The sequence below is a fragment of the Streptococcus orisasini genome (genome assembly GCF_001431045.1).
In the GTDB taxonomy this organism is placed as follows: domain Bacteria; phylum Bacillota; class Bacilli; order Lactobacillales; family Streptococcaceae; genus Streptococcus; species Streptococcus orisasini.
In genome coordinates, this window is the sequence record NZ_BCLE01000013.1 from 1 (window position 1) to 644 (window position 644).

At 46.7% G+C, this 644-nt stretch carries 1 protein-coding gene; it reads right to left on the minus strand.

Annotated features, from left to right (window positions below; genetic code table 11):
* Positions 1-644 (minus strand): mucin-binding protein (locus SCSH_RS11220; RefSeq protein ID WP_442477937.1); only part of this gene is annotated, 644 nt, incomplete at both ends.

The window sequence follows — 644 nt, forward strand, 5'->3', positions numbered from 1 at the left end:
CTACTGAAGGTGCAGCTTGTGAATTGTCTTTAACATAGACATACTTGACTGTGCGGGTGACCGTTTCGGTACCCAGCTGATCCTTCACATTATCTGGCCATACAGGGCTATTAGGATCACTTGGATTAACTGGCTGACCCGGTGCTGGTGGAGTGCTTGGGTCAAATGGTTCGATACGTTCACGCAGCACGACTGTGAAGAGTTGGTCAACATCCTTATTAGTGTCAAAGTTATGTGTTGTACCGCCAAAGTTATCACTAATCACTGTATAACCAGCTACAAGATAACCTGTAAGGGCTGTTACATAGCCTGTTGAACCAATTGCTTCGTTTGACTTCCCAGTTTCAGCTACTGTTGACAACTGAGTGCCACTTTCAGTTACGAAGTTGATGAGTGCTTTTTGATTATCGGCTTCGTAATTGATTGGTGTATTCTTAGTCGGATCCTCTGGTCTTGGTGGAACGTAACCCTTAGATGGTTCGTTAGGATCCACTGGGGTCAACGGCACATCATCATTAGGGTCGTTTGGATCCTTGGGATCTACCGGCGTGTAGCCCGGAACGTGCGGAATGACTGGGTAACCTGGATCCTTCGGTTCTTGTGGCCTTGTTGGATTCACTGGATTGTTTGGGTAAGGTGTGTCT